Raw genomic sequence first — 24582 nt, 5'->3', positions numbered from 1 at the left:
CTTTTTTAGGATATCGATCTCCAGTTCCTTGCGTTCCAACTGTTTCCGCAACTGGCGATTCTCCCGCTCCAGGTCTGCCAGACTCTTCGAGGCTCCCTGGTTGGGGACGGGCTTCTGGTCTTTCTTGTGAGTGGACACGTACTCTCTCCTCCATCGACCAAGGACACTGACGGGAACATCAAATTCAGCAGCGATGACAGCTTGAGGGGCGGTCGACTCCAGAGAGTACCGGACCACATGTAACTTGTATTCCGACGTATACCGCCGACGTGTACGTAGAAGCATGACACCTCACCTCATGATGGAAAGTGAGGTGTCCACAAAATCGGGGGCATAGCACAGTCCTGCTCGAAGCTCGAAGCTCGAAGCTCGAAGCTGATGTCGGCCGTGGTTGCGGCCGAGAACAAAAAAGGCCCCCGAAGGGGCCAGGTGGAGCACGCCAGCTCACTGGTGTCGCGGGTAACCTCGAGGTTACTTCTTGGCGACGTTGAACTCGGGGTAGGCTTCGAGACCGCATTCGGCCAGGTCGACGCCTTCGTATTCTTCTTCTTCGCTGACACGGACACCCATGATCGCCTTGATGATCAGCCATACCACCAGGCTGGCGGTGAACATCCAGATGAAGATACTGGCGATGCCCAGCAGCTGTGCACCGAAGGTGGCATCAGCGTTGTTGAGCGGCACTGCCAGAAGGCCCCAGATGCCTGCCACACCGTGGGCGGAAATGGCACCGACCGGATCGTCCAGGCGCAGCTTGTCGAGGGTCACGATAGCGATCACGACCAATAGGCCGCCTGCGGCTCCGATCAGTGTTGCGCTCAGGGCGGAGGACGACAGCGGATCGGCGGTGATGGACACAAGGCCAGCGATCGCGCCGTTCAGTGCCATGGTCAGGTCGGCCTTGCGGAACCACACCTTGGAGAGGATCAGCGCGGCCAGTACGCCACCGGCGGCGGCAGCATTGGTATTGACCAGCACTTGCGCCATGTTGTTGGCAGACGCAACGTCAGAGATCTTCAGCTCGGAGCCACCGTTGAAGCCGAACCAGCCCAGCCACAGGATGAAGGTACCCAGGGTAGCCAGCGGCATATTGGCACCGGGGATCGCATAGATCGCACCGTTCCTTCCGTACTTGCCCCTGCGAGGACCCAGTACCAGTACACCGGCCAGAGCGGCGGCGGCACCTGCCATGTGGACGATGCCGGAACCGGCGTAGTCGGAGAATCCTTTGGCCGACAACCAGCCACCCCCCCAGGTCCAGTAGCCGGACACCGGGTAGATCACGGCGGTCATGACCACGGCAAAGGCGAGGAAGGCCCATAACTTCATGCGTTCGGCAACGGCGCCGGAAACGATGGACATGGCGGTGGCAACGAACACGACCTGGAAGAAGAAGTCGGCACGTGCGGAGTAGTAGGGCGCGTCTTCACCACCGGCCAGGACTGCATCGACGGTATTCTCGCTACCCAGCAGGAAACCGATGCTGGGCAGGAAGCCGCCTTCCCCTGAGGAGTACATGATGTGATAGCCAACCAGCAGATACATGGTGCAGGCAATGGCAAACAGTACGATGTTCTTGGTCAGGATTTCGGCGGTGTTCTTGGCGCGCACCAGGCCTGCCTCGAGCATGGCAAAGCCGGCCGCCATCCACATGACAAGGGCGCCGCAGATCAGGAAGTAGAAGGTGTCGAGCGCGTAGCTGAGTTCACTGATGTCGACCATGGATTTTCTCTCTAGTGTCGAGTCGTATGTCGGAGCAAAAGGCCTGCGTAACGGAGTGTCGGTGACGCGGGAGAGGCGTCAGACAGCATCGGCACCGCGTTCACCGGTACGAATACGGATGACATCTTCCAGCGGTGTGACGAATACCTTGCCGTCCCCGATCTTGCCGCTGTTGGCGGCGTTGCAGATGGCCTCGAGAACACTGTCCAGACGGGCTTCATCAACAGCGACCTCAACCTTCACCTTGGGCAGAAAGTCGACGACGTACTCCGCGCCACGATACAGCTCGGTGTGGCCCTTCTGACGACCGAAGCCCTTGACCTCGGTCACCGTGATTCCCTGGACGCCGTTATCAGCGAGTGCTTCGCGAACGTCGTCCAGCTTGAACGGCTTGATGATGGCGGTGATCAGTTTCATACCAGAACTCCCTGCTGGAGAAGTTGCGGCCTGTCGCCGCGCGGTGCATAGATGATTTGTTGTTGCGTAAAGCGTGCCAGTGAATAAATAAGCACTATGATTCAGATGTTTATATAACTACCGGAAACGCATGTTCGCAGTTGCACAAAACCGCCAGGTTGTGAATGCACTGTTTTGGTTCACTGTGTCGCAGGGTATGCGCTAATCAAGGGCGTCTTGTGCGACAACGCATCAGAACTAACGCGTTCAATGCATGCGCTGGCCGCCAGGCTTGCGTATCCTGTCGTCAGGCACACACTGGTTCTACAAGGAGAGGCATCATGGTCAGTCAGGACCGTATCAGCCGCCTGGCTCAACAGATCGGCGAGCGCCTTCAGGGCGCATCTCAGGCACCGGAAGAGATTCAGAAGGGGGTGCAGCAGGTCGTTCGCGGCGCCTTTGACCGTCTTGAGCTGGTGTCACGCGAGGATTTCGACATCCTCATGGATGTGCTGCAACGTACCCGCGCACGGGTCGAGGCTCTGGAAAAGCAGGTGGCGAGTCTCGAGGCCGCTGTCGAAGCACGTAATGGGTCCGCCACTGAGGCAGAGACCCCTACGGACACCGACATCGAGACTCGGTAGGACTGGACCAGCACACCGCCAATGTCAGCCGGGTGTACCTGCCGCCAAGTGCGGCGCGATAGCCGATTGATAGTCTGACGGCCCCGATGCCTGTGGTTCTGTGGCAGGCAAGGGAGTGCCCATGACACTGGCGATCATCACCACCCGGGCCGGGCTGGGGCTGGAAGCCCCCGAGGTTCATGTTGAAGCCCATCTGGCCAATGGCCTGCCGGGGATGACCCTGGTGGGTCTGCCCGAGGCCGCGGTCAAGGAAAGTCGCGAGCGAGTCCGCAGCGCACTGACCACCTCGGGATTCGCGTTTCCGCTACGCCGTATCACTCTGAATCTGGCGCCCGCCGACTTGCCCAAGGAAGGCGGGCGTTTTGACCTGCCGATTGCTCTGGGGCTGCTGGTGGCTTCCGGGCAACTACCCGCGGAAGCGCTGGAAGGCATTGAATGTGCCGGGGAGCTGGCATTGGACGGCCATCTACGACCGGTCACCGGCATGCTGCCCTTCGCCCTGGCGACTCGACGTGCCGGACGGCGAGTCATCGTTCCTCAAGCCAATGCCGCCGAGGCCGCGTTGGCCGGTGGTCTGGAAGTGCTCCCGGCTCGTCACCTGGTGGATGTTGTTGCCCATCTTGCCGGTCACACCCTGATCACTCCCTGGCAGGCCGATGACCCTGCACCATCATTGAGCGAAACGCCGGATCTGGCTGATGTACGTGGCCAGCATCAGGCACGACGTGCGCTGGAAGTGGCGGCGGCTGGCGGCCACAATCTGCTGTTTGCCGGCCCTCCGGGCACCGGCAAGACACTGCTGGCCAGTCGTCTGCCGGGGATTCTGCCGGCGCTGGACGAAGACGAGATCCTCGAGGTGGCTGCCATACGTTCGGTCAGTGGCCTGGCGATCGAGCAGGACTGGGGACGGCGTCCCTTTCGTGCCCCTCACCATACCGCCAGTGCTGTGGCTCTGGTCGGCGGAGGCAGTCGCCCGCGCCCCGGGGAGATTTCGCTGGCCCACCTGGGGGTGTTGTTTCTCGATGAACTGCCCGAGTTCAGCCGCCATGTCCTCGAAGTCATGCGTGAGCCGATGGAGTCCGGCGAGATTCATATTTCCCGTGCCAGCCATGAGCGACGCTATCCTGCGCGTTTCCAGTTGGTTGCGGCCATGAATCCCTGCCCCTGCGGGCACCTGGGGGACCCTCGTCAGGCGTGCGTCTGCACTGCCAGCCAGATTCAGCGCTATCAGTCGCGCCTATCGGGGCCGCTGCTGGATCGTATTGATCTGCAGGTCGAAGTGCCGGCACTCAAGGCCAGTCAGTTGACGTCCCGCGAGTCGGGAGAGAGTACCGAGTCGGTGCGGGAGCGGGTCATGGCAGCACGTCAGCGCCAGGCCGCTCGCGGCGGTATCAATGCCCATTTGAGTGGGCGACAGCTTGATGACGCCTGTGCCCTCGGTGCCACTGACCGTGCCTGGTTGGCCGAAACCCTTGATCGTCTGGCGCTTTCCGCCCGCGCCTATCACCGTGTACTGAGAGTGGCCCTGACTCTGGCCGATCTCGCCGGCCTGGAGAGACCCTCACGCGAGCAATTGATCGAGGCCATCAGTTATCGGCAGTTGGATCGGATGCTCAAGGGAGGATGAGTGGCATCAGCGTTGATATTCCTCCTCAGCTGCGTTCTTCCCGTAGCCGGAAGGTCGCCACGACCTGACCGTGATCGGACTTCCAGCGAGGGAGCCGGTCACGGGACAGGGTGTCGTCCTTGAGCTGGTCGTCCAGCACATGGACGTAATCCATGTCGCCAATGCGGTCCGGGTTACGGAAGTAGAACTCCTGGGAAACGAGGATGTGGTCGAGTTCCTCGTAACGGCCGTTGTAGATGTAGGTCGGCCATTGGTTCTTGAGCGAGCGCTGGGCGATGATATCGAAACTGCTGTAGAGCAGGCGGTCCCAGTGGCGTTCCTTGACCGGGCGCGGATCGAACTTCCAGGGATGTGGCCCCGCCATGATCTGAGTGGTGACCGAGTGAGTCGCGTCGTTGAGATCACCGATCACCATCAGCGGCGCATCGTTGTCGGCCATGGCCTCGAGGGCCAAATGGCGGATACCCGCCGCCTCGATCGAACGACGCAACAAGGAGCGTGTCGATCCCAGAGCCTGGGTCAGGAAGTCATCCTCGTCCTCGCCACTGAGGATCATCGGGCGCTTGGACTTGAGATGACACACCAATACGGTCAGCTCGTGCCCCTCGGGTAGCACGATGCGTGTCTTGAGTGGTGGGCGAGAGAACTCGCGGATGCCCAACTCGCCAGTGGGAATGGCATCAAGAATGGCGGCGGGAATCTCACGGATACTCTGTGGCTCATCGATCAGTTCGAAACGTGATGCCAGGCCGACCACGGGGGAGCTGCCGTCTTCACCCAGCACATGAACCTGCTCGGGGGAAAACTCCGTGCCCTCCAGTGCCTCAATCAGCGCCTGACGCTGAAAGACTTCCTGAAAACCGATGATCTCGGCCTCCATGTTCTGCACGCGCTGACGGATCCATTCACGCTTGCGATCATAGAGATTCTGCGAGTAGACGTTGTCGCCGTAGTAATGATGCCCCGGCAGGACAAGGTTGTAGAGATTGAAGGTGCCGACCTTGAAGCTTGCCATGACTCTCCCCCTGGTCTTGACTGAATCCGTACGGACAGTGCTCAAGCCAACTCTATGGATGACGTGTGCAGGGGATATGACGCGTGGATGACACCTGGTTCACCGCTGAATCGACTGAGGGTTGAAGCGAGGGCGATATGTCACAAACTGGAAGATGCCTCTGTGGTGCCGTCAGTTTTACCTATGATGGGCTCGAGAACTGGCGCGCACACTGCCATTGTGAGTCCTGTCGTCGCCAGACGGCATCGCCGTTCACCACTTTCATGGGAGTACCACACGGAGCCTGGCAATGGACGGGGGCTGTGCCGAAGGTCTATGAATCAAGCCCCGGTGTGAGACGCTCCTTCTGTGCCAGATGCGGCTCGCCTGTGGCATTCGAAGCGGACAGCTTTCCGGATGAGATTCACTTCTACGCCGCGCTGCTCGATACCCATACAGATTTCGAGCCGGACGTTCATGTGCACTGGGACGAACGGGTCAACTGGGTCGAACTGTCGGACAAGTTACCGCGACGTCCTGGGTGAACGTCGTGCGATACGTGAATCTCCATCTCCGGTGAAGGCAACGGTGATATGGCGCGATCGACCGCAGGGCCTTCTGTCTCGGCGTCCTGCAGTGGTGTGCTGAGGTAGGTGCTTCTCCCGTACGAACGGCGTACCCGCTGTTTTACTACAGCAGCATTGCCGCCGCCCACGCGAACAGCAGCATACCGAAGTTGGCATGGGAAAAGGTGGGGATCACGCTGTCTCGAATATGGTCGTGCTGGCCGTCGGCGTTGAGCCCGGCGGTGGCGCCGAGGGTAATGGTGGATGCCGGGGAGCCTGCGTCGCCCAGAGCGGCAGCGGCTCCCAATAGTGCGACGGTGGCCATTGGCGAGAAGCCGAGAGCAAGTGCGAGGGGGACATAGATCGGGGCCAGTATCGGCACGCTGGCAAAGGAGTCACCAAAGCCGATGGTGATGAACAGCCCAACGATCAACATCAGGGCGGCGCCAAGCGCCATGTTGTCGCCGATCAGGTCGGCGGTGGCGGAGACCAGCGGAGCAATCTCGCCAGTGGCATTGAGCACACCCGAGAATCCTGAAGCGATGGTAATGATCACCGCGATCTGCGCCATCATACGCACCCCCTCGGTGAACACGTCGTCCTGCTCGCTCCAGCGAAAGACACCGCTACAGGCGAGGATCATGAAGCCGACCATCGCCCCTACCAGCAATGAGTCGAACGCTAGCTGACAGGCCAGGGCCACAGCCAGTGCGGCCAGTGTCGTCAGCAACTGGCCGACCTTGAGCTGGTGCGGCGGCTGGTCCATGTGCAGGTCGGTAAGCGGTACGGTCTGATAGTCGCGTGGTTTACGGTAGCTGATGAAGATGGCAACCAGCATGCCCACGAGGATTCCCATTACTGGCAACAGCATGGCCTTCGGCACCATCCCCGCGGTTACGGTCAGGTTGTGGGCCTCGCCGACGGAGTTGACATTGCTGAGCAGGATTTCATTCAGGTAGATAGCGCCGAAACCTGTCGGCAGCAGTAGATAGCTGGCGCTGATCGAGCAGGCGAGGATACAGGCTATCGCGCGTCGATCGATGCTGAGTCGGTTCATAACACCCAGCAGCGGTGGGATCAGAATGGGGATGAAGGCGATATGCACGGGCACCAGGTTCTGTGACATCACAGAGGCGGCGATCAGTGTCAGGAACAACAGCCACTTGATGCCCTTGTTGGTGGCTCCCTCACTCAGATCGAGGCGGGAGGCTATCCAGTGGGCGAGCAGATCCACCAGACCACTGCGAGCGATCGCCACGGCGAACGCCCCAATCATGACGTAAGTGATACCTACCTGGGCGCCGATCAGTAGATTGTCGTTCAAGGCGGAGATGGCATCGTTCATCGGCAGGCCGCTGTGCAGGGCTCCGAGCAGGGCCGAGGCGATGAGGGCGATGGCGACAGGTACCCTCAGCAGACACAGTGTCACCATCAGCACAATGGACAGCACCACGGAATTGATGTGGTAGTCAAAGGCCAATGCCGAAAGATAGATGGCGATGAAAAGTCCCATGACCGGGAGAATGCTGCGGCGGATGAAGGGATCCCGGAGAGGTGTTGATGTGGTGAGGCTGGCGGATGGCATGGGTGATAGTTCCTTGTTCTCGTGCCTGGATGCCCATGATATTCAAGGCTTCGCTCAGGGCTGTTCGAGACTTCGCCGGGGCTGGTTCAAAGCAGTTATTCAGCCCCTGATGTTGGCTCGGACAGCCGACGAATCATGATCAGGCCCGGCGGACTTCTCAAGAGGTTTGCGCAGTATTATTAACCCGACATGCTTTCATGTTGGGTTAATGGCGGCACAGGGACGTGCCGCCGTCGCCCCTCAGGCCGACGCGAGACCTCACTACACCAGCAGATCCACGCATCTGTGCCAGTGTGGTGTGGACGAAAACCACATCGATCAGGATGAGCTATTTGATTGCCATGTTATTAACCCGACATGCTTTCATGTTGGGTTAATGGCGGCACAGGGACGTGCCGCCGTCGGCCCTCAGGCCGACGCGAGACCTCACTACACCAGCAGATCCTGCGCATCTGCGCCAGTGTGGTGTGGACGACAATCACATCGATCAGGATGAGCTATTTGATTGCCATGTTAATAGCGGCTCAGCCGAGTGGAGTTCAGGCCAACTGAAAGCGCTCGAAACGCTCCAGTTCCGCTTCAATGGCAGCTTTCAGCTCCGCACTCCGCGGCGCTATCCAGGTCCATTGCTGAATCAGCAGCCGCTGTTGCTGGCGGTCGGTCTTCAGATCGAGCACTGCCACGATTCGATCGCCGATCAGCACCGGTAGGGCGAAGTAACCGAATACACGATCGCCGGGGGGCACATAGGCCTCGAAGCGATGCTCGTAATCGAAGAACAGCTTCAGACGCTTGCGCTGGATGACCAGAGGATCGAAGGGCGACAGGATATGGACCAGCGGTGTGCCATCGAGCTGCGCAGGTTGGTCCAGTGTGGCTGGCTCAGCCCAATGCTGTGGGCCAGAGCGTGAGTCGATGTGCACCGGGAGCAGGCGCTTCTGGCGCACCTCGGTTTCGATCAGACTGGCGACCAGCGGTTTCATCGAGGCGTTGCCGTAGCAGATGGAGTCCAGGCTTACGATTCCCTGGGCACGCAGAGCCCGGGTCAGATAATAGCGTGCCAGCTGGCGCTCGGTGGCCGGGCGTGGGCGCTGTTGCCATTGGAAGTGACGACGGGTCAAGTCGTAGCGCTTGAGCATCCCCACCCGTTCACTGATGGCCAGGTCTCCAGTATAGAAGCCGTACTTGAGCAGCTTTCGAGAGGGTTTGCGGCTATCCCAGGGATGCTCCTTTTCCACACGCGGTTCTTCTATGTCGCGAATCGACAGCGGACCATGTCGACGGATGCGTTTGAGCAGTGCCGAATAGTCATCGGGATCGATGGAGGTAAAGGAGCGTGACGGTTGCTCACGATGGCGGGCCATGGCCGGCATGAAGTAGCGATAGTCGGTGCTGGGCACGTAGGACAGTGCGTGGGTCCAGTATTCGAACACACTCCTGTCGCGGGACTGGGCATGTTCCAGGTCGGCGCGAGCATAGTCGGGGATGCGGGTATACAGAATATGGTGGTGGCTACGTTCGATGACATGAATGGTGTCGATCTGCACATAGCCCAGATGTTCCACCGCCGCTCGGGTGGCAGCCGGGCCCTTGCCAAAGGGGGCAACTTCATCGAGTCGTTGGGCGCGCATCCAGATGGCGCGGGCCTGTTGTGGGGTAATGGCCCGTTTTGAGGTAATGGCCTGTTTCGAGGTAATAGATAGAGACGACATGCGGCAACCAGACTCCTTGTTGAACCACCACAGTTGAACCACCACAGGATGGCAACAGGGGGCAGTATGTGCCATTCCGGCGAACGTCACCGCCGCTGTCGGGACTCGAATGGCTCCTGTGAGTATGTTCAATAAAATTACATAGTCCTGCTGCCTCTACCCAGCCCAGGCATGACTCACAACAGTTCATTGCTGCCGTGGATGACATTGGCCAGAACCTGTGCGGCGGCACCCCGCGCAGCGACCAGAGTGGCATCCTCGATGACTCTCAGCGGAACCGGCCGAGAGTCACTCAGCAGGCGGGCCTGGTTGTCCCTGAAGTAGGCCAGAGCGGGCTCGAGGAAGGGGCCCCCGAGCCGTACCAGCGAACCGCCGAGAACGATTTCCGAGGGGTTCTGGGTGTGGTGAAGATTGAGTATCAAGGCACCCAGTGCCTCTCCTGCTCGGCGTAGGGTGAGTTGGACCTGCGGCTCCTGGAGGCGAGGTTGGATCGCCTCGATCAGATCCTCTTCCTCGTTGATGCCCAGAGCGGCACGGATCGACCAGCCGCTGACCAGAGTCTCGGCGCAGCCACGATTGCCGCAGTGGCAGTAGAGGCCTCCGGGTTGCAGGACGGTGTGGCCGATTTCTCCGGCCAGTCCCTGGTGTCCTCGGGACAGCAGTGGAAGGCGGTTTCCTTCTACCATGCCACTGCCGATACCGGTGCCGGCGCTGATATAGACCAGCGAGGCAGGAATGCTGCCGGTGCGGAAGTACAGTTCGCCAAAAGCTGCTGATTTGGCTTCATTTTCCATCACCCATATGGTGTCCTGGCGAGGCAGGTGGGCGTGCAGTAGGTCGAGGAATCTCACTTCGCGCCAGCCCAGATTCGGTGCGACACGCAGAATGGCATCTTCCGGTGCCACCGGACCGGGCAGAGCGATACCCGTTCCCAGCAGGTGGTAGCCATCAAGTGACGGTGATTGCATCAGTGTCTGCAGCAGTTCTGCCAGTCGTTCGGCAGCGACTTCGGGGGAAGAGAGGGGCAGGCGCTCATTGAGGGACTCGAGAACCCGTCCCGAGGGGGTGCAGGCCACCAGCCGCAGGCCATGGACGCCGACTTCCGCACCGAGCATGGCGAAACGTTGTTCATTGAGGTGCAGAGCACGGCCGGGCCGCCCGCCACTGCTCTTCTGCAACTCTCCCTCACATAACCATCCCTGCTCGAGCAGCGACTGGACGCCGCCACCGACAGTTGCCTTGGTCAGTTGCGCCTGAGTGGCGATATCCGCGCGTGTCAGACCCGGTGTGCGGCGAACCAGCTCGAGGATGGTGCTGCGATTGAGGCGCTTGAGGAAAAGCAGGTCGCCTGCTCTGTGCGGCTGATGACTGCTGGACATGAAGGGAACGTCGTCCTTGTGTTGTCGGCCGGTGGAACACCGTTTTCACTGATTCATCCGTTTCGATCATACCGGGTTCAGCCCGGGGTTGCTGCAGCTAGACCAATGTCTCATTGAGGCATGTGTGTCGAGAAACCATCCTTGCCACTTAGTAAAAAGAAAAAACTAAGTTACAGACAAATAAGTTACAGGCAAATAAGTTGCAGGCAAGAGAGTGAGCGAATGAGCCGTGAACGAATGAGCGATGACGATGTGACGCATTACCCCAGTCTCAAGGATCGAGTGGTCTTCATCACCGGAGGCGGCAGCGGAATTGGCGCCGCGATGACCCGTGCCTTTCACCATCAGGGGGCCCGGGTGGTCCTTGTCGATATCGATGAAGCTGCCAGCCGAACACTGGTCGAGGAGCTGAAGGCGGAAACCGGTGCCGCGCCACACTATCGCTATTGCGACGTTCGGGATGTGGCAGCGCTGCAGGCCGTCATCGCTGAGGTCGGTGCCTCGCTGGGACCGATCCATACGCTGGTGAACAACGCCGCCAATGATGACCGCCACCGCTGGCAGGACATCGATGCCGACTATTGGGACGAGCGAATGTCGCTCAATCTGCGTCCGATGTTCTTCGCGGCGCAGGCTGCCGCGCATCAAATGATTGAAGCCGGTGGCGGTTCAATCATCAACTTCGGCTCGATCAGTGTGCAGATGGCGATCGGGAGCCTCTCTTCCTACATCACCGCCAAGGCTGCAGTGCATGGCCTGACACGCAGCCTGGCCCGCGACCTCGGTGTACACGGCATTCGTGTCAACACGCTGGTGCCGGGGTCGATTCTCACCGAACGACAGCTCGAGAAATGGATCGGCCCGGACGACGAGGCTTCGATCCAGCAACACCAGTGTCTGAAGTTCCGTCTCGAGGCTCATCACGTGGCTCCCCTCGCCCTGTTCCTGGCCAGCGCCGATAGCCGGGCGATCTCCGGGCAGGAGCTTGCCGTCGATGGTGGCTGGGGCTGAGTCCATTCAATAACGAGTCGTAGACCACTGCTCCAACAACACAACAAGGGAGGACGTCATGATCGCATTCAACCGGCCCGATTGCGGGCACATGGTTCGGCGCAACCTGGTGGCAGCTATTGCTGTTGCGTCGGTACTTGGCTCCGTGGCCGCGGTGGCGGACAGCAGCGTGCGCGTACTGCGAGTCGAGGTGAGTGATATCGAGAAGCAGTATTACAACGATGTTGTGGCCGAGTATGAGGCGCAACACCCGGATGTTGATGTCGAGTTCGAGTACATCGCCAATGAGGCTTACAAGACACGCCTGCCGACCCTGCTGCAGTCCGACCTTCGGCCGGATATCTACTACAGCTGGGGTGGCGAGGGGCTGCGCGATCAGGTGGAAGCAGGTTTTGTGCGTGATCTGACCGAGCCGATGCAGGAGGGCTGGAAGGAGCTTTATCCGGAGTCGGCGGTGAGCGCCTTCACTCTGGATGGCAGAGTCTACGGTGCGCCCCTCTATGCCACGGTAGTGGGCTTCTGGGTCAACACGGCTCTCACGGATCAGGCGGGCATTGACGTTGAGGCGCTCAAGACCTGGCAGGATCTCGAGGCAGCCGTGGCGGCGCTGAAGGACAAGGGCATCACACCAGTGGTGGTGGGCGCCAAGGATGGTTGGCCGATGCATTTCTATTGGGGCGCTCTGGCCACGCGCCTTGCCGGTGGTGATGGTATCGAGGCGGCCAGAAATGGCGAGAATGGAGGTTTCACGGGCGATGCTTTTGTCCGTGCCGGGGAAATGCTGCAGGAGTTCGCTCAACTCGAGCCCTTCCAGTCGGGATTCATGTCGACCACCTACGAACGTGCCAGTGCCATGTTCGGCGACGGTGAAGCCGCACTGCACCTGATGGGAGATTGGGATTATCTCCCCTCCAGAGAACGTTCCGTAAGCGGTGAAGGAGTGCCGGACGAGAATCTGGAGTTCATCGCGTTTCCCACGGTGGCGGAAGGAGCCGGTAATACCCATAGCTTTGGTGGAATGAATGGCTTTGCCGTCACCCGAGGTGCGTCGGATGAGGCGATCGACTTCCTGCGCTTCCTGCTCAACGAAGAGAACCAGCGTGAGGCGGCGAGGCGGGGCATCTTCGTGCCCGTTGCGCATGGCTCGGAGGAGGAGCTACTGACGCCTTATGCACGTCGTGCGGCGGACATCCTGGCTGAGTCGACCTTCCACCAGGTGTTTCTTGATCAGGCATTGGGCACTTCAGTTGGCGCTACCGTCAACGATATCAGTGCCGACCTGGCGCAGGGCGTCACCACCCCTGAGGAGGCTGCCGAGCGGGTCGAGGAGGCCTGGCAGTTTCGGTAATCCCGAACGCTCGTTACCGCTTCGCCGGTACGTCGGCACGGGTTTTCCGGCGTACCCCAATGACCAGTCCCGGGATGGATGCCCCCCATGACAATCATGACTCGCTCTGCTGTGCACAAGAGGAGCACGACTGATCGCATCAGGAAGAATGTGGTCAGTGGCAGGCTTTCCGCTGTACTGATTCTGTTGCCACCGGCCCTGATCCTGTTCTCACTGTTCGTTATCCTGCCGCTGGTGGATGCGGCCTACTATAGTGGTTTCTCATGGAACGGCTATGGCTCGCCGTCCGACTTCGTCGGTACCGAGAACTACCGGCGCCTGCTGGACCACTCGGTATTTCATACTGCGCTGTGGAATACCGCCAAACTGATTCTTGTCTCGCTGCTCGTCCAGATGCCGCTGGCATTGGGGCTGGCGCTTCTCGTCTATCGCAGGACACCGACCAACACCCTGTTCCGGCTGGTGTTCTTTCTGCCCTACATCCTGGCGGAAGTGGCTGCTGGCTTGATCTGGAGCTTCGTCTTCGATGGCGACTATGGCATCACGGCAATGATGTTCCAGGCGCTGGGAGAGGACTCGGTCTATGTGCTGTCCGATCACCAGTGGGCCTTTCCGGCAATCATGACGGTCATCGTGTGGAAGTACTTCGGTTTTCACATGATGATCTACATTGCCGCGTTACAAGGTGTGCCGAATGATCTGGTCGAGGCCGCTCGGCTGGAGGGGGCTCGGCCACGCCAGATCGCCTGGTTTGTGCAGATTCCGATGATCAAGCATGCCCTTGTGGTGAGTGGCTTCTTTGCCATCATCGGCTCGTTGCAGATCTTCGACATCATCATCCCGATGACCAACGGTGGGCCGTCCAACAGCACCCATACCATCGTGACCTATCTCTACTCCTTCGGTCTGTCGCGACTGAATATCGGTTTCGGCAGTGCTGCCGCTGTGGTGTTGTTCGTGCTGGCCATTGCCATTGCCTTCTTCTATCAGCGCAACACCACCAGGGAGGGGCAGGCATGAACCGTACAACCCGCAATACACTGCGTGTGATCCTGCTGATTCTGGTGGCCAGCCTGGTAATCGGCCCGTTGCTGGCCTCCTTCTTCGGTGGCTTCAAGAGCAATGCCGAGTTACGTACCAACCCGTTGTGGTTACCGGGGAATTGGGACCCCGCGAACTACGCCGCCATCCTGTTCGATGGCAACTTCTGGCGCTATCTGGGCAACTCGTTCTTCATTTCCTCGATGACCATGTTGTTGACGCTGGTGGTGGGGGCGGCGGCGGCCTATGTGTTCGCGCAGATCCGCTTCTTCGGCTCGAAGATGATTCTCTCCTACCTGCTGCTGGGGCTGATGTTTCCCTTTGCGGCGGCGATTCTGCCGCTGTTCATCAAGGTACGTGATCTCGGGCTGCTCGATAGCTATTGGGCAGTGGTCCTGCCGCAGACCGCTTTTGGCCTGTCGTTGGCGATTCTGCTGTTCAAGGCGTTCTTCGACCAGCTTCCCAGGGAGCTGTTCGAGGCTGCCTATGTCGATGGTTGCAGCTACCTACGTTTCTTCTGGTCGTTCACGTTGCCACTGTCGACACCGATCCTGGCCACGGTTGGCGTTTTTGTCTTCGTGCAGAGCTGGAACAACTTCCTGTTGCCGCTGGTAGTGCTCAACGACCGCTCTCTCTACACCTGGCCGCTCGGCATGATGCAGTTTCAGGGCGAATACCTGACCCAGTGGAACATGATTCTGGCCTTCGTCACCTTGACCATTGCGCCTGCCGTGATCTTCTTTCTTGCCGCCCAGAAATACATCGTGGCCGGCCTCACTGGCGGCTCCGTCAAGGGCTAGGAGATATCACAGATGACAGACATGATTCGCAACCCCATTCTGCCGGGATTCAACCCTGACCCTTCGATCTGCAGGGTTGGGGATGACTACTACATCGCAACGTCCACGTTCGAGTGGTACCCCGGCGTACAGATTCATCATTCCCGTGACCTGGCCAACTGGCGGCTGGTTACCCGGCCGTTGACCACAGAGAGTCAGCTCGACATGCGCGGGAATCCCGATTCCTGTGGTATATGGGCGCCGTGCCTGAGTTATGCCGATGGGCTGTTCTGGCTGATCTACACAGACATGAAGCGCTACGAGGGCAACTTCAAGGATGGTCACAACTATCTGGTCACCGCACCATCCATCGAGGGGCCATGGAGCGCCCCGATCTATCTGAATTCCAGCGGCTTCGACCCATCGCTGTTTCATGATGAGGATGGCCGCAAATGGTTACTCAACCTGCAGTGGGACTATCGCCAGCGCGAGGGCGGTGACCGCTTTGGCGGCATTCTCCTTCAGCAATACGATGCCGAGCGGTGCTGTCTGGTTGGACCGGTTCACAACATCTTCGCCGGTACCGAAATGAAGCTGACCGAAGGGCCGCACCTCTATCGGCATGATGGTTGGTATCACCTGCTGGTCGCCGAGGGTGGCACGGGTTACGACCATGCCGTGACCATGGCGCGGTCAAGGGAGATCACCGGCCCCTATGACGTACATCCCGACAACCCGGTGCTGACATCACGCGGTGACCCGGAAAATCCGCTGCAGCGTGCCGGACATGCGGACCTGGTCGAGACACCCGCGGGTGAGACATGGATGGTGCACCTCTGCGGGCGGCCATTGCCCGGCACGCGTCGATCACCACGAGGGCGAGAGACGGCCATCCAGAAGGTCGAGTGGGGAGCCGATGGCTGGTTGCGCCTGGCTCAGGGAGGCAATACACCGGCCCTTGAAGTGCCGATGCCAGGTATTGAGCAACGGTTGCCGGCCGAGGAAGAAGCCCACGATTTCCATCTCGGCACTCTGCCCCAGGTCTTTCAATGGTTACGCACACCACAACCAGAGCGCCTCTTCTCACTGAGGGATCGCCCCGGCTATCTGCGCCTGTTCGGACGCGAGTCGGTGGGCTCATGGTTTGAGCAGGCCCTGGTGGCTCGCCGGCAGGACAGCCTCCACTGCGCTGCCGAGACCATGCTGGAGTTCGAGCCGGAGGGATTGCAGCAGTTTGCTGGTCTCATCGCCTACTACAACCGCTTCAAGTTTCATTACCTCGCAGTGGCTCGTAACGATTCCGGCGACAAGGTGCTCAGCCTGATCAGCTGCTGTGATGAATGGCCGACCGGAAATCTGACAACCGTGGATACCGGTGTTGTGCTGCGACCTGGACTGCCGGTGCGTCTGGGCATGGATATTCGAGAAGGAGAGCTGCAGTTCCGCTATGCCCATGGGGGAGTCGACTGGCAACCGGTTGGCCCGGTGCTTGATGCCAGTCTGCTTTCCGATGAGGGCAGTGGCCGTGCCCATGGCTACTTCACCGGCAACTTCCTGGGCATCGCCGCTCACGACATCAGTGGTCGCGGTACATCGGCCGACTTTGCCGAGTTTCGCTATCGCCGCATGGTCAACTGAGCGGCGCGACTACCGTGCTGAATAACGATGGCCAATGCATCCAACAATCACAACTGCACGCCAGAGGCGAGAACACACCATGGCTGAAGTAACCCTGGTCGAAATCAAGAAGACCTTCCGTGGCAGGACCACGGTGATTCCCAATCTCAATCTGCAGATCGAGGATGGCTCCTTTACCGTACTGGTGGGGCCTTCCGGCTGTGGCAAATCCACTCTGCTGCGTATGATCGCTGGCCTCGAGACGGTCACTCGTGGGGCGGTCCACATCGGTGGTCAGGACGTGACTACGGCGGAGCCCTGTGACCGTGACATTGCCATGGTTTTTCAGTCGTATGCGCTCTATCCGCATATGAGCGTGGCTCGCAACATTGATTTCGGGATGCGCCTTGCCAGAGTGCCGGCTGCCGAACGTGAGGTCAGGGTCAATGAAGCGGCCCGGTTGCTGAATCTGGACGAGCTGCTCGATCGCAAGCCGGCGGAGCTCTCCGGTGGGCAACGTCAGCGAGTGGCGATTGGGCGGGCGATCGTGCGCAATCCCGGCGTCTTCCTGTTCGACGAACCTCTGTCCAACCTCGACGCTGCCCTGCGCAACAGGATGCGTGTCGAGCTGGCAGAGCTTCATCAGCGCCTTGACGCCACCATGATCTACGTCACCCATGATCAGGTCGAAGCGATGACCCTGGCCGATTGTATCGTCGTGATGAATGCCGGCCACATCGAGCAGGTGGGAGCTCCCATGGAGCTCTATCAGCACCCCGAGACCGTGTTCGTGGCCGGCTTCATCGGCTCGCCAAAAATGAATCTCATCGAGGGTGCGGTGGCCGATGGTTATGGCGCGGCTACCCTGGGCATTCGACCGGAGCATATCGAGCTGGGGCGTGGGAGTGGGGAGTGGCAGGGGCGTGTCCGGGTCGTCGAGAAGCTGGGCGCGGATTCCTTTGCCTATGTGGACTGCGAGCAGGTGGGCGATTTGACCGTACGCCTGCCCGGAGACGTCGACGTACGCAGCGGAGACACCCTTTACCTGACACCACGTCACGACCAGTTGCACCGGTTCGACCATGATGGCCTGCGCCTTCTGGATGACCGCTCGGTGGTCAACAGGGAAAACCTGCTTTCGGGAGCTGGCGCATGATCAATCGCAAACCGTTCAGTCGGTCCACCTTTATTCTCGTCATCTGCTGCATTGCGGCCATTGGCGGCTTCCTGTTCGGCTATGACAGTGGGGTGATCAATGGCACTGTCGACGGCCTGCAGGCTTCGTTCAATTCCGACAGCGTCGGCACGGGATTCAACGTGGCGTCGATGTTGCTGGGTTGCGCTGTCGGTGCCTTCTTTGCCGGCCGCCTGGCGGATCGATTCGGTCGACGAACGTTGCTGATCGTCGCTGCGGTCTTCTTCCTGATCAGCGCCTGGGGCTCGGGGATTGCCGATGGCTCCATGGAGTTTGTGGTCTATCGCGTTCTCGGCGGTATGGCGGTAGGGGCCGCCAGCGTGATGACGCCGGCGTATATCAGTGAGGTCGCACCTTCGGCCTATCGTGGGCGTCTGGCCACCATTCAGCAGGTAGCGATTATCGGTGGCTTGTTCATGGCGTTCCTGAGCAATTATGTTCTGGCCTGGATTTCCAGCTCGGCTACGGCAGAGCTGTGGTTCGGATTTGCCACCTGGCGGTGGATGTTCTGGATGGAACTGCTGCCGGCGGCGGTGTTTCTGGTTGCATTGCTGTTCATCCCCGAGAGCCCACGCTATCTGATCAGCAGCGGCAGGGAGTCGGATGCCCGGCGCGTGCTGGGGCTGGTGATCGATGGAGATGAGGTCGATGGCAAGTTCGACGAGATCAATGCCACCCTGACCCGTGACCACAAGCCACGCCTGAGTGATGTGATCAATCGCACCAGTGGCAAGATGCATGGCATTGTCTGGGTCGGCATCGGTCTGGCGGTATTTCAGCAACTGGTGGGCATCAATGTGGTGTTCTACTACGGTGCCGTACTGTGGCAGTCGGTCGGGTTCTCGGAAGGCGATGCGCTGTTGATCAATGTGATCTCCGGGGCGGTGAGTATTGGTGCCTGTCTGGTGGCCGTTGCATTGGTCGACAGGATCGGGCGAAAGCCGTTGCTGTGGGTCGGGTCAGTGGGCATGGCCATTACCCTGGCGTGCCTGGTCTATGCCTTTTCCACCGCGGCGATGGTCGATGGCAGCCTGCGCCTCAGTGATGACATGGGGGTGTTTGCACTGTTGGCCGCCAATGCCTATGTGTTCTGCTTCAACGTGTCCTGGGGGCCGGTGATGTGGGTGATGCTCGGTGAGATGTTCCCCAATCAGATGCGGGGCTCCGGGCTGGCGATCGCCGGGTTGTTCCAATGGCTCGCCAACTTCGCCATCACCATGACCTTCCCGATCATGCTGACTTCCATCGGCCTGGCAGGCGCCTATGGCTTCTATGCCCTGTGTGCGGTGTTGTCGGCTTTCTTCGTGATGCGCTGCATCAACGAGACACGTGGCAAGGAGCTTGAGGAGATGTCCTACGAGTGATCGGCGTACCACGACCAGCAGGAAGCCCGCAGCTCCCCTCGGAGCTGCGGGCTTCCTTTATCTGGCTTGTTAACATGGCAATCAAATAGCTCATCCTGATCGATTTGATTTTCGTCCGCACCACACTGGCGCAGATGCGCGGATCTGCTGGTGTGGTGTGGTCTCGCGTCGGCCTGATGGCCGACGGCGGCACGTCCCTGTGCCGCCATTAACCCAACATGAAAGCATGCCGGGTTAATATCTGCTGGCGCTTACTGTTCGAGGACGAAGGGTGAGGTGTACTGATCGACGTTGTCCTCGGTGATCAACATGCAGTCGAACAACTGCTTCTCGCTGTCGAGGCCGGTGTCACCGGTCTGGATATACTGGTCAGCGAGTTCTACCGCGCGACGTGAGAAGATCGCCACCGGCTGCAACACGGTATAGGCCATCTCTCCTGCCTTGACCGCATCCACCGCATCCGGCGAGCCGTCAAAGCCGCCAACCACGACATCCTCGAGACGCCCGGCCTCCTTGAGGGCGGCGATGGCGCCCAACGCCATCTCATCGTTGCCGCTGATGACACCTGAGATACCCGGATTGGCCTGCAGCATGCTCTGCATCTTGTTGTAGCCCTGGGTGCGATCCCAGTTGGCGACCTCGGAGGCGACTCGGGTCAGATTGGGATACTGGCTGAGTACTGTCTCGTAGCCGTTGGAGCGCGTGGCGGCATTGTTGTCGGAGGGCGCGCCGAACAGCTCGACATAGTTGACGTCACCATCGAAGTACTGGGCCCACTGTTGGGCACCGAGGGCGGCACCCTGGGCATTGTTGGAGACCAGTTGCGCCTCTGCCAGTCCCTGCTGGTTGATCTCGGCATTGACGATGAACACTGGAATTCCGGCGTCCACGGCCTTGCGCACAGCACCGATGGAGCCGTCGGCGTTGGCCGGGTCAAGGATGATCGCCTCGGCCTGATTGGTGATCGCGGTGTCGATCTGGTTGCTTTCGGTATTGGTATCACCGTTGTGCGAAGTGACGTTGGCTTGATAGCCCAGTTCCTCGGCGGTTTCGCGTGCCACCTTGCCCTCGGTGAACCAGTAGGGGTTGGAGGTGTCGTTGACGATGATCGAGATCAGGCCCTTGTCCTGGGCGGCAACGCTGCCGGCCAGCAACGGAGCGCTGATGGCGAGAGCGGCGATGAGCAGGCGCTTTCCGCGCCGGAAGGTCGTTGAGTTCAACATGGTGAGTCACCCTTCTGTCGTCTGAGTTTTATGCTTGTTGTGATGCCGGGTTGGCGGTGGTGTTGCCCAGTGCTGCGCTGTCCTGTGTTGTCCCGTGCTGCGACTGGGGCCTATCGGATTGTTCAGGCTCTGTGGGAGCACGCTTCCTGCGTGCCCGGTACTGGATACTGTTGAGCATCACGGCGAGGACGATCACGGTGCCGGTAAACACGGTCTGCCAATAGGCCGAGATACCGATGATGACCAGGCCGTCAGACAGGAAGCCGATCACGAAAGCGCCCAGCAGGGTGCCGCGTATATTGCCCCGCCCACCGGCGAGGGCGGCACCGCCGATCACCACACCGGCGATGGCGGTCAACTCGTAGGTGGTGCCTGCAGTGGGACCGGCGGAGGTCAGCTGCGAGGACAGCACCAGGCCAGCTATTGCTGCACAGACCCCGGAGAGCACGTAGACGGTCACCTGGACGCGCTTCACCGGTACGCCGGAAAGCTCTGCTGCCCGGGCATTGCCACCCGTGGAATAGATCCAGCGTCCGAAGGGGGTGCGATTGAGTAGCAGCATGCACAGGATGGCCACGGCGACGAGGATCAGAACGCCTACCGGGACGCCGAACAGGCGATTGAAGCCCAGCCAGTCGAAGCCGGTATTGCCGAGCTCCGGGCTGCCACTGAGATTATTGAAGGTCAGGCCGTCGGTGAGCAGCAGTGCCGCGCCACGAGCCACATAGAGCAGGCCCAGGGTGGCGACGAAGGCTGGCACCTTGAACCAGGCAATCAGCACGCCATTGATCAGGCCGACCAACGCCCCCAGGCCACAGGTCAGGATCACCACCACCCACACCGGCGGATAGACCACTACACCGGCGGACTCGATGGGCACACCCTGCATCAGCAGGCCGGCAAAGACCCCGGTCAGACCGAGGGTCGAGCCGACCGATAGATCGATGCCGCCGGTGAGGATGACCAGCAGCATGCCGATCGACAGCAGGCCGAAGATTGCCACATGCGAGGACATGGTCAGGAAGTTGCTGGTCGAGAAGTAGACCGGCGACAGCGACGAGAAAATGATGATGATGGCAATCAGGGCGAAAAAGGCACGTCCTTCCAGCAGCAGGCGGACGATGTCGAAGCTGCGTCGAGGTTGGGGCTGGGTGTCAGGTGTTGAAGAGGTCATTGTTGTTGGCTCCACAGATGAATGGATTCCTCAGGCAGCGGCAGACTCTCCGGAGGCGGCCATGATCTGCTCCTTGGTAACGCTGCTGTCGAATTCGGCGCTGATGCGTCCACGACTCATGACAATCACGCGATGAGCGATGCTCAGGCACTCGCCCACTTCGGATGTGGTGTAGAGGACCGCAAGGCCGTTGCGGGCACCTTCTGCCAGCAGCTTGAAGACTTCGGCCTTGGCGCCGATGTCGATGCCACGGCTGGGCTCGTCGAGCATCACGACTCTGGGCTGGGTCGCCAGCATCTTGCCGATGACCACCTTCTGCTGGTTGCCGCCGGACAGTGAGCCGATTTCGGCATGACCACCATCGGTCTTGATATGTACATTACCGATGGAATGATCGATCACTTGCTGCTCACGTTGGCGGGAAGTGAGCATCCACTGGGTAAAGGCCGAGATACTGGCCAGTGAGAGGTTCTCGCCCACCGACATGGTCTGCACCAGGCCGTCGCGCTGCCGGTCTTCGGGGACCAGCACCAGGCCCTGTTCGATGCGTTGGGCAATGGTCAAGCCAGAGATGTCCCGACCCTCGAGCAGGATCTGACCCGAGGTGGTTGGCATTCGACCCGCAACCGTTTCCAGCAACTCGGTGCGTCCAGCGCCCATCAGCCCGTAGATGCAGACGATTTCCCCGGCTCTCACCTCCAGCGACAGGGAGTCGACCGCCATGCGCTCCGGGTTGGTGGCGTCGGCCACGCACAGTTGCTGCAATGACAGCGCGGTTTCCCCCATGCCATAGCCTTCGGGAGGTGAGCCGAGGTCGAAACCCTCTCCGACCATGTGGCGTACGATCCATGCCAGGTCGATGTCCTTGCGCTCAGCGATAGCCGTCATGGCACCGTCGCGCAGAACCACGGCGTGATCGGTGATCTGCAGCGCTTCCTCGAGGTGGTGGGAGATATAGACGATGGCAACACCGCGACTCTTGAGGTCGGCGATGACCCGGAACAGCACTTCGACTTCGGAAGCGCTCAGGGCCGATGTGGGCTCGTCCATGATCAGAATGCGGGAGCGAGCCGACAGCGCACGGGCGATCTCGACAATCTGCTGCTGCCCCAGACGCAACTCCTCGACGGTCGTCAGGGGGTCGATGGGTTCGTCCAGTTCCTCCATCAAGGCGCGGGTCTGGCGTTCCTCCTCGGCATAATGGATGCCGCCGGGGCCAGCGAGCTCACGGCCCATGAAGATGTTGTCGCGGACGCTGAGATTGGGTGCGAGGCTCAGCTCCTGATGAATGATCGAGATACCCTGTTGCTGAGCCTCGGACGTCGAGGCGAAGCTGACTGGGGTACCGTTGAGCAGAATCTCGCCCGCCGTCGGCTGCATCACGCCGGAGAGAATCTTCATCAACGTTGACTTGCCGGCCCCGTTTTCGCCGAACAGCGTGGTGACCTGGCCGTAGTGGATATCGAAGTTGACACCCTTGAGGGCATGCACGTTGCCGAATGACTTGGCGACATTGCGTGCCGACAGCACGATATCGCCGACGGCGTTGTGGGAGGTGGTGTTATCGTTCATGGCCTGGCGTATCCGGTGAAGAATTCGAGATGATATGTGAGCCCATGGATGCTGTTCGCTCGCGGCTGTGGCGCATTCATGGCTGCTGAACACTCATGCGAACCGGGGTGACCATCCAGCTGGCGGGATTGATCAGCTTGAAGACCCCGGTGACCTCGATGTGCTTGCCGGCAAGAGCGGCGGTGTCGATATCGGCCAGAACGGCCTGCTTCATGGCATTGTTGATTGCCGCCCCGGCGTTCTGGTACTCGATCTGATTGGTGAACTGGCCGAATTCGATGTCACCGGTCGCATCGCGCAGATCGGTGCCATTGATCGCCGGACCGGTCTGTACTCTCAGCGTCAATGCCTCGGGAAGGCCTGGCACCTGGACCTCATACATCCCAGCCTTGCCTTCCCCAACGGTGCCGCTGAAGCTCACCGGCAGCACTGGGCCGATGCCGGCATCGACACCGTGCTCGTCGATGGTAGCGGCCTTGTCGGTCGCCAGGGCGTTCGCCAGTTCGCTGGCCTCCACGGCATGCTCCACGACATGAGCCTGGACGATCGGGAACTGCTCGGCGCCATACTGCTCGGGTGAGAAGCCCGCCTGGCGTTGGTCGGCCTCGGAACCGATCTCGATGACCCGAGTATCAAGGACCATCGCCGTCACCAGCAGTGCGAGGAAGCCGCAGGTCATCAGCAGGCGACGGCGTGGCCGCGAGATGGGAAGGGGGGAGCTGGCGGTTGGCGTCATATGTTGGAGCCTCTTGTTGTTGGTGCCCGGTGCGAGTGGTCAGTAGGCGCTCCTGCCCGGGACGACCTTCGATGTTGATCAGGTCTTTTTCTTGAACCATTCAAGTGGACTGGGCAAACAATTTTTCACGTAGCGCAAAAATGTTCAGTTAGCTCCAGTGTAGCTTTCCCATGGCTGATGTCATGTGGTTGATCGTTAGACTTTAGGCGAGCAGGCAGGGGGAGATGCCTGAGTGATGGCTCGGATACGGAATAGCGGGCCCCGGAATAGGGCAGTGGGCTTCGAGGGCGGCAGCCGCATGGGAATGTTCGCGCCTGGACAAGTGCCCAGACGCGGTAGGTGGTGGTCGCGGGGAGGTGGGGCTAGAGAGCGTCGGCGTCGAAGGCGCCGTTGATCACTGACGACCAGAGTGCCGCACCATCTCCGGGCCGGCGCATGCGGAGCTCGAGACGGTAGGGAAGCAGTTCGCGGTCGGACAGCTTCAGGCGCGGACCATCGGCGATCAGGCGGCTATCGACCAGCCATTGGCTGGTATTCTGCGGAGTGTCACCGGGCTGCCAGTCGAGCACCTGAGGGCCATCTTCAATGCCCAGCAGGCCGCGAGTCAGGCTTTCCTGTAGTTGCGACTGGTCGACCGTCAGGCGGCCGTCGACACCGGGAGGCGAAAGCAACAGGACCTGGTCGCGCAGCGATGTGGCTTGCAGAGGGACAGAGTCGGCCACTTCCATGGCAGCGCTCTGGCCAAGTGCCAGCAGCGCCTGACGCAGGGTTCGGGGCTGGTCGGGCTGTGACGCACATCCGGTCATGATCAGCGCCACCACCAATGTCAGAGCGGCCCGCGTCAAAACGACCCGCTTCAAGACGATCCGTTTCAAGGCCGGGGACAGCGGGGGCTTG

The 24582-nt window shown here is 60.2% G+C and carries 24 protein-coding genes; 11 read left to right on the top strand and 13 right to left on the bottom strand.

What is annotated here, in order from left to right; translation table 11 throughout:
- From BUE38_RS18465 to BUE38_RS18455, 3 genes are all read right to left on the bottom strand, one after another.
- The coding region (locus tag BUE38_RS18465; RefSeq protein WP_073436709.1) for a transposase at window positions 1-285 on the bottom strand (285 nt) is incomplete at its 3' end.
- A 186-nt stretch (window positions 286-471) separates the two neighbouring features.
- Entirely contained in the window at window positions 472-1722 is a 1251-nt protein-coding gene (locus BUE38_RS18460; protein ID WP_073436708.1) for an ammonium transporter, read from the bottom strand.
- A 78-nt stretch (window positions 1723-1800) separates the two neighbouring features.
- Window positions 1801-2139: a P-II family nitrogen regulator gene (locus BUE38_RS18455; protein WP_073436707.1), complete on the bottom strand. Its 339-nt coding sequence runs from the start codon at window positions 2137-2139 to the stop codon at window positions 1801-1803.
- Window positions 2140-2459: 320 nt separating this feature from the next.
- Here BUE38_RS18455 and BUE38_RS18450 point away from each other — a divergent pair, with 320 nt between their 5' ends.
- Together BUE38_RS18450 and BUE38_RS18445 are read left to right on the top strand one after the other, a co-directional pair.
- Entirely contained in the window at window positions 2460-2762 is a 303-nt protein-coding gene (locus BUE38_RS18450) for an accessory factor UbiK family protein (RefSeq protein WP_073436706.1), read from the top strand.
- A 121-nt stretch (window positions 2763-2883) separates the two neighbouring features.
- A complete protein-coding gene (locus tag BUE38_RS18445; protein ID WP_073436705.1) occupies window positions 2884-4389 on the top strand; it encodes a YifB family Mg chelatase-like AAA ATPase in 1506 nt (501 codons plus the stop codon).
- Between the two features lie 25 nt (window positions 4390-4414).
- Here the strand turns inward: BUE38_RS18445 and BUE38_RS18440 are convergent, their stop codons facing one another.
- Window positions 4415-5404: an endonuclease/exonuclease/phosphatase family protein gene (locus BUE38_RS18440; protein ID WP_073436704.1), complete on the bottom strand. Its 990-nt coding sequence runs from the start codon at window positions 5402-5404 to the stop codon at window positions 4415-4417.
- Between the two features lie 137 nt (window positions 5405-5541).
- Here BUE38_RS18440 and BUE38_RS18435 point away from each other — a divergent pair, with 137 nt between their 5' ends.
- On the top strand, window positions 5542-5928 hold the full coding sequence (locus BUE38_RS18435; protein ID WP_073436703.1) for a GFA family protein: 387 nt from the start codon (window positions 5542-5544) through the stop codon (window positions 5926-5928).
- Between the two features lie 145 nt (window positions 5929-6073).
- Here BUE38_RS18435 and BUE38_RS18430 read toward each other — a convergent pair whose 3' ends face one another.
- A complete protein-coding gene (locus tag BUE38_RS18430; protein WP_073436723.1) occupies window positions 6074-7411 on the bottom strand; it encodes a Na+/H+ antiporter family protein in 1338 nt (445 codons plus the stop codon).
- 331 nt (window positions 7412-7742) lie between these two features.
- Between BUE38_RS18430 and BUE38_RS22710 the strand changes: the two genes are divergently transcribed.
- The gene (locus BUE38_RS22710; protein WP_143166386.1) at window positions 7743-8030 is read left to right on the top strand and encodes a hypothetical protein; all 288 of its coding nucleotides are present in this window, start codon (window positions 7743-7745) and stop codon (window positions 8028-8030) included.
- 43 nt (window positions 8031-8073) lie between these two features.
- On the opposite strand, the gene BUE38_RS18425 is transcribed toward BUE38_RS22710, so the two are convergent.
- A complete protein-coding gene (locus BUE38_RS18425) occupies window positions 8074-9246 on the bottom strand; it encodes a winged helix-turn-helix domain-containing protein (protein WP_073436702.1) in 1173 nt (390 codons plus the stop codon).
- A 176-nt stretch (window positions 9247-9422) separates the two neighbouring features.
- The gene (locus BUE38_RS18420) at window positions 9423-10625 is read right to left on the bottom strand and encodes an ROK family protein (RefSeq protein ID WP_073436701.1); all 1203 of its coding nucleotides are present in this window, start codon (window positions 10623-10625) and stop codon (window positions 9423-9425) included.
- Window positions 10626-10847: 222 nt separating this feature from the next.
- On the opposite strand from BUE38_RS18420, the gene BUE38_RS18415 reads away from it, so the two are divergent.
- The 7 genes from BUE38_RS18415 to BUE38_RS18385 all read left to right on the top strand — a co-directional run bounded on the left by BUE38_RS18415 (window position 10848) and on the right by BUE38_RS18385 (window position 18980).
- Window positions 10848-11636, top strand: coding sequence for an SDR family NAD(P)-dependent oxidoreductase (locus BUE38_RS18415; protein ID WP_234987088.1), 789 nt, complete (start codon window positions 10848-10850; stop codon window positions 11634-11636).
- A gap of 58 nt (window positions 11637-11694) precedes the next feature.
- Window positions 11695-12984 (top strand): ABC transporter substrate-binding protein, encoded by a 1290-nt coding sequence (locus BUE38_RS18410; RefSeq protein ID WP_073436699.1) that lies wholly within the window; start codon window positions 11695-11697, stop codon window positions 12982-12984.
- A gap of 87 nt (window positions 12985-13071) precedes the next feature.
- Complete coding sequence (locus BUE38_RS18405; RefSeq protein ID WP_073436698.1) at window positions 13072-14004, top strand: carbohydrate ABC transporter permease; 933 nt, start codon at window positions 13072-13074, stop codon at window positions 14002-14004.
- Complete coding sequence (locus tag BUE38_RS18400) at window positions 14001-14825, top strand: carbohydrate ABC transporter permease (protein ID WP_073436697.1); 825 nt, start codon at window positions 14001-14003, stop codon at window positions 14823-14825. Before BUE38_RS18405 ends, BUE38_RS18400 begins: the two co-directional genes overlap by 4 nt.
- A gap of 12 nt (window positions 14826-14837) precedes the next feature.
- Window positions 14838-16442 carry a glycoside hydrolase family 43 protein gene (locus BUE38_RS18395; RefSeq protein WP_073436696.1) on the top strand — a complete coding sequence of 535 codons (1605 nt, stop codon included), beginning with the start codon at window positions 14838-14840 and terminating at the stop codon, window positions 16440-16442.
- 79 nt (window positions 16443-16521) lie between these two features.
- Window positions 16522-17577, top strand: a complete 1056-nt coding sequence (locus tag BUE38_RS18390; protein ID WP_073436695.1) for an ABC transporter ATP-binding protein — start codon at window positions 16522-16524, stop codon at window positions 17575-17577.
- Entirely contained in the window at window positions 17574-18980 is a 1407-nt protein-coding gene (locus BUE38_RS18385; RefSeq protein WP_073436694.1) for a sugar porter family MFS transporter, read from the top strand. The genes BUE38_RS18390 and BUE38_RS18385 overlap by 4 nt, the downstream gene beginning before the upstream one ends.
- Here BUE38_RS18385 and BUE38_RS22705 read toward each other — a convergent pair.
- From BUE38_RS22705 to BUE38_RS18360, 6 genes are all read right to left on the bottom strand, one after another.
- On the bottom strand, window positions 18971-19189 hold the full coding sequence (locus tag BUE38_RS22705) for a hypothetical protein (RefSeq protein ID WP_143166385.1): 219 nt from the start codon (window positions 19187-19189) through the stop codon (window positions 18971-18973). The genes BUE38_RS18385 and BUE38_RS22705 overlap by 10 nt on opposite strands.
- 42 nt (window positions 19190-19231) lie before the next feature.
- The gene (locus BUE38_RS18380) at window positions 19232-20203 is read right to left on the bottom strand and encodes a D-ribose ABC transporter substrate-binding protein (protein ID WP_073436693.1); all 972 of its coding nucleotides are present in this window, start codon (window positions 20201-20203) and stop codon (window positions 19232-19234) included.
- 28 nt (window positions 20204-20231) lie between these two features.
- Entirely contained in the window at window positions 20232-21377 is a 1146-nt protein-coding gene (locus BUE38_RS18375; RefSeq protein ID WP_073436692.1) for an ABC transporter permease, read from the bottom strand.
- Between the two features lie 30 nt (window positions 21378-21407).
- A complete protein-coding gene (locus BUE38_RS18370) occupies window positions 21408-22949 on the bottom strand; it encodes a sugar ABC transporter ATP-binding protein (protein ID WP_073436691.1) in 1542 nt (513 codons plus the stop codon).
- 76 nt (window positions 22950-23025) lie between these two features.
- Entirely contained in the window at window positions 23026-23685 is a 660-nt protein-coding gene (locus tag BUE38_RS18365; RefSeq protein WP_073436690.1) for a DUF2291 family protein, read from the bottom strand.
- A gap of 362 nt (window positions 23686-24047) precedes the next feature.
- Window positions 24048-24545, bottom strand: a complete 498-nt coding sequence (locus BUE38_RS18360; RefSeq protein ID WP_234987087.1) for a YajG family lipoprotein — start codon at window positions 24543-24545, stop codon at window positions 24048-24050.
- Between the last annotated feature and the right edge of the window lie 37 nt (window positions 24546-24582).

The sequence above is a fragment of the Halomonas cupida genome, assembly GCF_900142755.1.
Classification (GTDB): Bacteria; Pseudomonadota; Gammaproteobacteria; order Pseudomonadales; family Halomonadaceae; genus Halomonas; species Halomonas cupida.
The sequence above is the reverse complement of the archived record's forward strand: the minus strand, read 5'-3'. Positions and strand labels throughout refer to the sequence as shown.